Source organism: Acidovorax sp. KPB24-03, assembly GCF_057546605.1.
Genome location: NZ_BAAJYR010000212.1, coordinates 1 through 5,925 on the forward strand (window position 1 = coordinate 1; position 5,925 = coordinate 5,925).

The window sequence follows — 5,925 nt, forward strand, 5'->3', positions numbered from 1 at the left end:
CTTGAGGTTGTGCAGCAGCGCGTGCGGCACGCTGTCGGCGTCGGCGGTCATGAACACGGCGGTGCCGCGCACGCGGTGCGGCATGCCGTGCGCCAGGGCCTCGATGAAGGGGGCGAGCGGCATGCGCTCCTGCGCCGCCGCCTGCTCGGCCACGCGCCGGCCCTTGGCCCAGGTGGTGAAGACGAACATGACCAGCGCCGCCACCGCCAGGGTCAGCCAGCCGCCGTCGGCGATCTTCAGGCTGTTGGCCACGATGAAGGTCACGTCCACCAGCGCGAAGCAGCCCACGCCCAGGCCCACGGCCAGCGGGTTCCAGCGCCACAGCCGCAGCGCGACCACGCCGGCCAGCAAGGTGGTGGTGAGCATGGTGAGCGACACCGCGATGCCGTAGGCGGCCGACAGCGCGCTGGAGCTGCGAAAGGCCAGCACCAGCAGCAGCACGCCCGCCATGAGCAGCCAGTTCATCGTGGGCAGGTAGATCTGGCCGATGGCGGTGCCCGAGGTCTGCACGATGCGCATGCGCGGCAGGTAGCCCATGCGGATGGCGTGCGCCGTCATGGAGAACGCGCCCGAGATCACCGCCTGCGAGGCGATGACGGTGGCGCAGGCGGCCAGCACCACCACGGGCACGGTGGCCCAGGGGGGGAAGAGCCGGAAGAACGGGTTGTCGATGGCCGCGGGGTTGGCCAGCACCAGCGCGCCCTGGCCGAAATAGTTGAGCACCAGCGACGGCAGCGCGATGAACAGCCACGCCAGCCGGATGGGCGTGGCGCCGAAATGGCCCATGTCGGCATACAGCGCCTCGCCGCCCGTGAACGCGAGGAACACCGCGCCCAGCACCGCCAGCGACTGCGCCGGGTGCGTGGCCAGGAACTGCACCGCCCAGCGCGGGTCGATGGCCTCCAGCACGTGCGGGTTCTGCGTGATCTGCCAAAGGCCGGACACCGCCAGCACGCCGAACCACAGCACCATCACCGGCCCGAACACGCGGCCCACCGATTCGGTGCCCCGGCGCTGCACGAGGAACAGGCCGATCAGCACCAGCAGCGTGATGGGCACCACGTAGGGCTTGAACACCGGCGTGGCCACCTCCAGCCCCTCGACCGCCGACAGCACCGAGATGGCCGGCGTGATGAGGCTGTCGCCATAGAACATGGCCGCGCCGACCAGGCCCAGCCCGGCGACGGCCTTCCACGCCCACGGGCGGGGCGCCGCCGCGCTCCAGCGCCTGCGCGGCCAGGCCCTGCAGTGCCAGGATGCCGCCCTCGCCGTCGTGGTCGGCGCGCAGCACGAACACCACGTACTTGAGGGTGACCACCAGCATCAGGCCCCACAGCACCAGCGACAGCAGGCCCAGCACCGCGGCGCGGTCCAGCGCCACGCCGTGTTCGGGGTTCAGGCATTCCTTGAAGGCGTAGAGCGGCGAGGTGCCGATGTCGCCGAACACCACCCCCAGCGCGGCGATCATCAGGGCGGATCGGGCGGCGAAGCCGCGGGCAGCGGGCGCGTGTCCGGGCGCCGGAGTGGAGGTCATTGCGGAGTGCGGGGGCAGTGAAGGGTCGGCGCATTGTGCGCTGGCGGCCGCGCGCGGTCACGGGCGGCGCGAACCGGGTGATGCCGGCGCGCAACGCTGTGGCAAGGCTTGGGGCCGAAAAGGCCTTCAGCGCAATTTCAACTAGGGCGTATTGCTATTAATTAAATAGCGTATCAGTGGCGGTGCCTTCGTGGCCCGCCGCCGCATCGGCCCGCCCCGCCGTCACATGCCCAGCGACTTGAGCAGGTCGTCCGTGTCGCTGGACGACGCGGCGGCCGGCACCGGGGCCGCGGCCTTGGGCTCGCCGGCCTGGGCGATCAGCGCGTCGGGATCGGGGGCTTCCTGCGGCTCGAAATCGACGAGCTTGATGAACTCGGTGCGGTCGATCGCCAGCTCCAGATAGAAGATGTGATTGCTGGCCGTGTAGAAGGTCACGCGGCGCGCCTCGGGCTTGTCCAGGTTGGCGTCCACGCTCAGCATCACCTGCTTGTTCAGCGCCAGCATCTTGGGCTGGTTCTGCGTGATGTGGGTCTGCAGCTCGCGGCGCACCTTGCCGGTGAAGTCGCCCACCACCTGGTTCATCAGCTCGCCCATCACGTTCGACACCTCGTCCGAGGTGTAGGAGCTGGCCAGGTCGTCCTTGGACATGCCCATGCTCAGCAGGTAGCTCTGGTAGAGCTCCATCGCCGCTTCCTTCGAGAAATTGATGATCACCAGGCCCGAGAACCCGCCGTCGAACAGCACGAAGCAGCCGATGTCGGGGCGCAGGCAGGTCTTGGTGATGCGCTGGACCATGCCGGAGTAGTGGATGGGGCTCTGCGTGGCCACGCTGAGCACCCGGGTCACCGAGTTGCAGAGGCTGATCAGCAGGTCTTCGGTGCCGTAGACGATGGAGGGGGTTTGTGCGCTCATGGTGTGCAAGGGGAAAGGGGAGGGGGACGAAAAAGGGGCTCTGGAAAAAAGGCCGGGGCGGTTCAGCGCTCCGGGGTGTCGGAGATGCGCCGGGCATACACCGCCAGCACGATGCGCTCCGAATGCACGAGGTACTCGTTGAGCTGGTCCGAGGCCTCGCGCAGTTTGCCCGCCTCGAACAGATCGACGATCTTCACGTTCATGTCCACGTACGGCGCGTGCAGGAACTCGGGGTCGTTCAGCAGCCCGAAGGCCAGCCGCAGTTCGGCCAGGATGTGCGAGAACATCACGTTCAGGCGCTCGCTGTCGGCCAGCTCCACGATGGCCATGTGGAACTCCATATTGGCCGTGCCCACGCCCTGCCAGTCGGCCGCCTCGCGGCAGCGCACCGCCGAATCCACCGCCTCGCGCAGGTGCTTCTTGGCGGGGTGGCGCGGGTAGGCCTGGGCAATGGCCTGGCACTCGATGAGCCGGCGCACGCGGTAGATGTCGATGATCGAGGCGATGCTCGGGATGGCCACCGAGACGCCGCGGTTGGGCTCGTACTTGACCAGGCCTTCCTTGGTCAGCAGGCGAAAGACCTCGCGCAGGGTGTTGCGCGAAATCTCCAGGCTTTCGCTCAAGGCGGCCTCGGACAGCCGCTGGCCGGGCGAGAACTCGCCCTTCACGATCTTCTGGCGGATCAGCTCCGCCGTGCGTTCGTTCAGGGTCTGGGCGTTCGTGGGGGTTTCGATGGTCATGCCTGGCGGTTCGGGGTGGGCGTGCGGCACGGCGTGCGCAGGCCGGGATCGGGGTTCCGCACTTTGTAGCAGATCGGCCTGCTTCGCAAGAATCCACCCTGTGGAATACCGCTTTCTAACCGCTTTTCCTAGGGTTTGTCCGGATCGGTCGCCCGCCCTGTTGTTGGGCAAAATCGATCAATCGTGAAACAAATTGGTGCTTGTTGTCTCTTCAAGGTGCATCGATTGTTCAACAACTTGAAGTTTTTCAAGGGTTGATCCCCGGTTTGTTGTTCATGGATTGGCATGCAATTTGCGTTGTATGCCGTGCCGGTCCAGACCGCGCTCGGGCAGCAACCTCCCATTGCCCGCGCGCTGCCAGGCTGGCAGTGGGGCCCTACGGTTGTCCGCACTTCTTCGCCAATGGCGGCGAGGCGCACGCGACCACCGGACCGGCCAGGGCTGTACGTATTCAAGGAAGTTCAAGATGCAAAACGTAGTCAATCTGTGGCCGCTCATCGGGGTGGCGGTCATCATCGTGGGGTTCATCCTGCGGTTCAACCCGATGCTGGTGGTGATCGTCACGGCCATCGCGACGGCGTTTGCCGCCGGATTTCCGATCGACAAGATCCTGGCCACCATCGGCACCGGCTTCATCAAGACGCGCAACCTGCCGCTCATCATCCTGCTGCCCCTGGCGGTGATCGGGTTGCTGGAGCGCCACGGCCTGCGCCAGCATGCGCAGAACTGGATCAGCAGCATCAAATCGGCCACTGCCGGCCGCCTGCTCATCGTGTACCTGGGCGCCCGCCAGATCACGGCCGCCATCGGCCTGACCAGCCTGGGCGGCCACCCCCAGATGGTGCGCCCGCTGCTTGCCCCCATGGCCGAAGGCGCCACCGAGGCGCGCTACGGCAAGCTGCCCGACCGCATCCGGCACAAGCTGCGCGCCTTCTCGGCGGCCACCGACAACGTGGGCCTGTTCTTCGGCGAAGACATCTTCGTGGCCTTCGGCGCCATCGTGCTGATGTCCACCTTCCTGCACGAGGCCGGCATCGACGTCGAACCGATCCACATCGCGCTGTGGGGCATTCCGACCGCGATCTGCGCGTTCGCCATCCACGCCTGGCGCCTGCACCGCCTGGACGGCGTGCTGGCCCGTGAACTGGCCGCGCACGCCGCCGAAACCGCTGCCCGCAATGGCAACGGCAATGGCAATGGCGACGGCACCCTCTCCAGCGCCAAGGGAGCATGAACATGACACTGACCATCCAACACCTGTACTACCTCGTCGGCGCCATCCTGGCCATCACCGCGGTGATGACCGTGGCCGACCGTGACAACCCCAAGCGCTTTTCCAGCGGACTGTTCTGGGCGCTGTATTCCCTGGTCTTCCTCATCGGCGACCTGCTGCCGCCCATCTGGGTGGGCGCCGGCGCCGTGGTGATGGCGCTCATCGCCGGCTTCGGCGGCGTGGGCGCGGGCAAGCACACCCCCCGCACCCCGGCCGAGTACCAGACCAGCGCCAAGCGCCTGGGCAACCGCCTGTTCATTCCCGCGCTGGCGATTCCGCTCATTACGATGATCGGTACGCTGTCGGCCAAGCACCTGACCGTGGGCGGCGTGCCGCTGATCGACCCCAAGAACACCACCCTGGTGAGCCTGGGCGTGGGCTGCGTGCTGTCGCTGGCGCTGGCCTGCTGGCTGACCCGCGAGAGCCCCGTGCAGGGCCTGCGCGAATCGCGCCGCCTGACCGACGCGCTGGGCTGGGCCCTGGTGCTGCCGCAGATGCTGGGCATGCTCGGCCTGGTGTTCTCCGATGCCGGCGTGGGCAAGGCCGTGGCGTACATCACCACCAGCTACATCAACATGGACATCCGCTTCGTGGCCTGTGCCGTGTACGTGATCGGCATGGCGCTGTTCACCATCATCATGGGCAACGGCTTCGCCGCCTTCCCCGTCATGACGGGCGGCGTGGGTGTGCCGATCCTGCTGGGCGTGTACCACGGCGACCCCGCCGTGATGGCCGCGATCGGCATGCTCTCGGGCTACTGCGGCACGCTGCTGACCCCGATGGCCGCCAACTTCAACATCGTGCCCGCCGCGCTGCTGGAGCTTCCGGACAAGAATGCGGTGATCCGCGCACAGGTGCCGACGGCCCTCGCGCTGCTCACCTGCAACGTGTTCCTGATGTACTTCCTGATGTTCCGATAGTCCGAAGAAAGGCCGCCCGTGTCCGACGCCGCCCCCCACACTGTGCTGCTCACCGGCTTCGAGCCCTTCGAGCGCGATCCGGTCAACCCCTCGTGGGAGGTGGCGCGGGCGCTCGACGGCTGGCAGCATGGGGACGCCACGGTGCGCTCCGTGCAGCTGCCCTGCGTGTTCGGCAAGGCCGCGCAGGCGCTCGACGCGGCGCTGGCGCAGTGGCGGCCCTCGCTGGTGATCTGCCTGGGCCTGGCCGGTGGCCGCGCCGAGGTGTCGCTGGAGCGCGTGGCCATCAACCTGGACGATGCGCGCATTGCCGACAACGCCGGGCAGCAGCCGGTGGACACCGCCGTGGTGCCGGGCGCCCCGGCGGCGTACTTTTCCACGCTGCCCATCAAGGCGATCGTGCGCGACCTGCGCGCCGAAGGGCTGCCGGCTGCGGTGTCCAACACCGCGGGCACCTTCGTGTGCAACCACATCTTCTACGCGCTGATGCACCGCCTGGCGCAGCAGGCCGCGGGCGCCGCCACGCTGCCGGGCACCGCGGCGCCTGCG

The 5,925-nt window shown here is 67.8% G+C and carries 6 protein-coding genes and 1 pseudogene; 3 read left to right on the forward strand and 4 right to left on the reverse strand.

The features are described 5' to 3' along the window. From AC27KI_RS17340 to AC27KI_RS17355, 4 genes and pseudogenes are all read right to left on the reverse strand, one after another. The coding region (locus AC27KI_RS17340) for a KUP/HAK/KT family potassium transporter (protein WP_487114946.1) at positions 1-1,155 on the reverse strand (1,155 nt) is incomplete at its 3' end. 130 nt (positions 1,156-1,285) lie between these two features. Further along, positions 1,286-1,534, reverse strand: a pseudogene (locus AC27KI_RS17345) (KUP/HAK/KT family potassium transporter); the annotation flags it as partial. 222 nt (positions 1,535-1,756) lie between these two features. After that, complete coding sequence (locus AC27KI_RS17350) at positions 1,757-2,446, reverse strand: DUF3334 family protein (protein ID WP_284402360.1); 690 nt, start codon at positions 2,444-2,446, stop codon at positions 1,757-1,759. Between the two features lie 62 nt (positions 2,447-2,508). Next, positions 2,509-3,186: a GntR family transcriptional regulator gene (locus tag AC27KI_RS17355; RefSeq protein ID WP_284429148.1), complete on the reverse strand. Its 678-nt coding sequence runs from the start codon at positions 3,184-3,186 to the stop codon at positions 2,509-2,511. Positions 3,187-3,652: 466 nt separating this feature from the next. Between AC27KI_RS17355 and AC27KI_RS17360 the strand changes: the two genes are divergently transcribed. The 3 genes from AC27KI_RS17360 to pcp form a co-directional block, all read left to right on the forward strand. After that, positions 3,653-4,420, forward strand: coding sequence for a DUF969 domain-containing protein (locus AC27KI_RS17360; protein ID WP_284407590.1), 768 nt, complete (start codon positions 3,653-3,655; stop codon positions 4,418-4,420). 2 nt (positions 4,421-4,422) lie between these two features. Next, entirely contained in the window at positions 4,423-5,379 is a 957-nt protein-coding gene (locus AC27KI_RS17365; protein WP_272564729.1) for a DUF979 domain-containing protein, read from the forward strand. A gap of 18 nt (positions 5,380-5,397) precedes the next feature. Then, the coding region (gene pcp, locus AC27KI_RS17370) for a pyroglutamyl-peptidase I (RefSeq protein ID WP_487114948.1) at positions 5,398-5,925 on the forward strand (528 nt) is incomplete at its 3' end.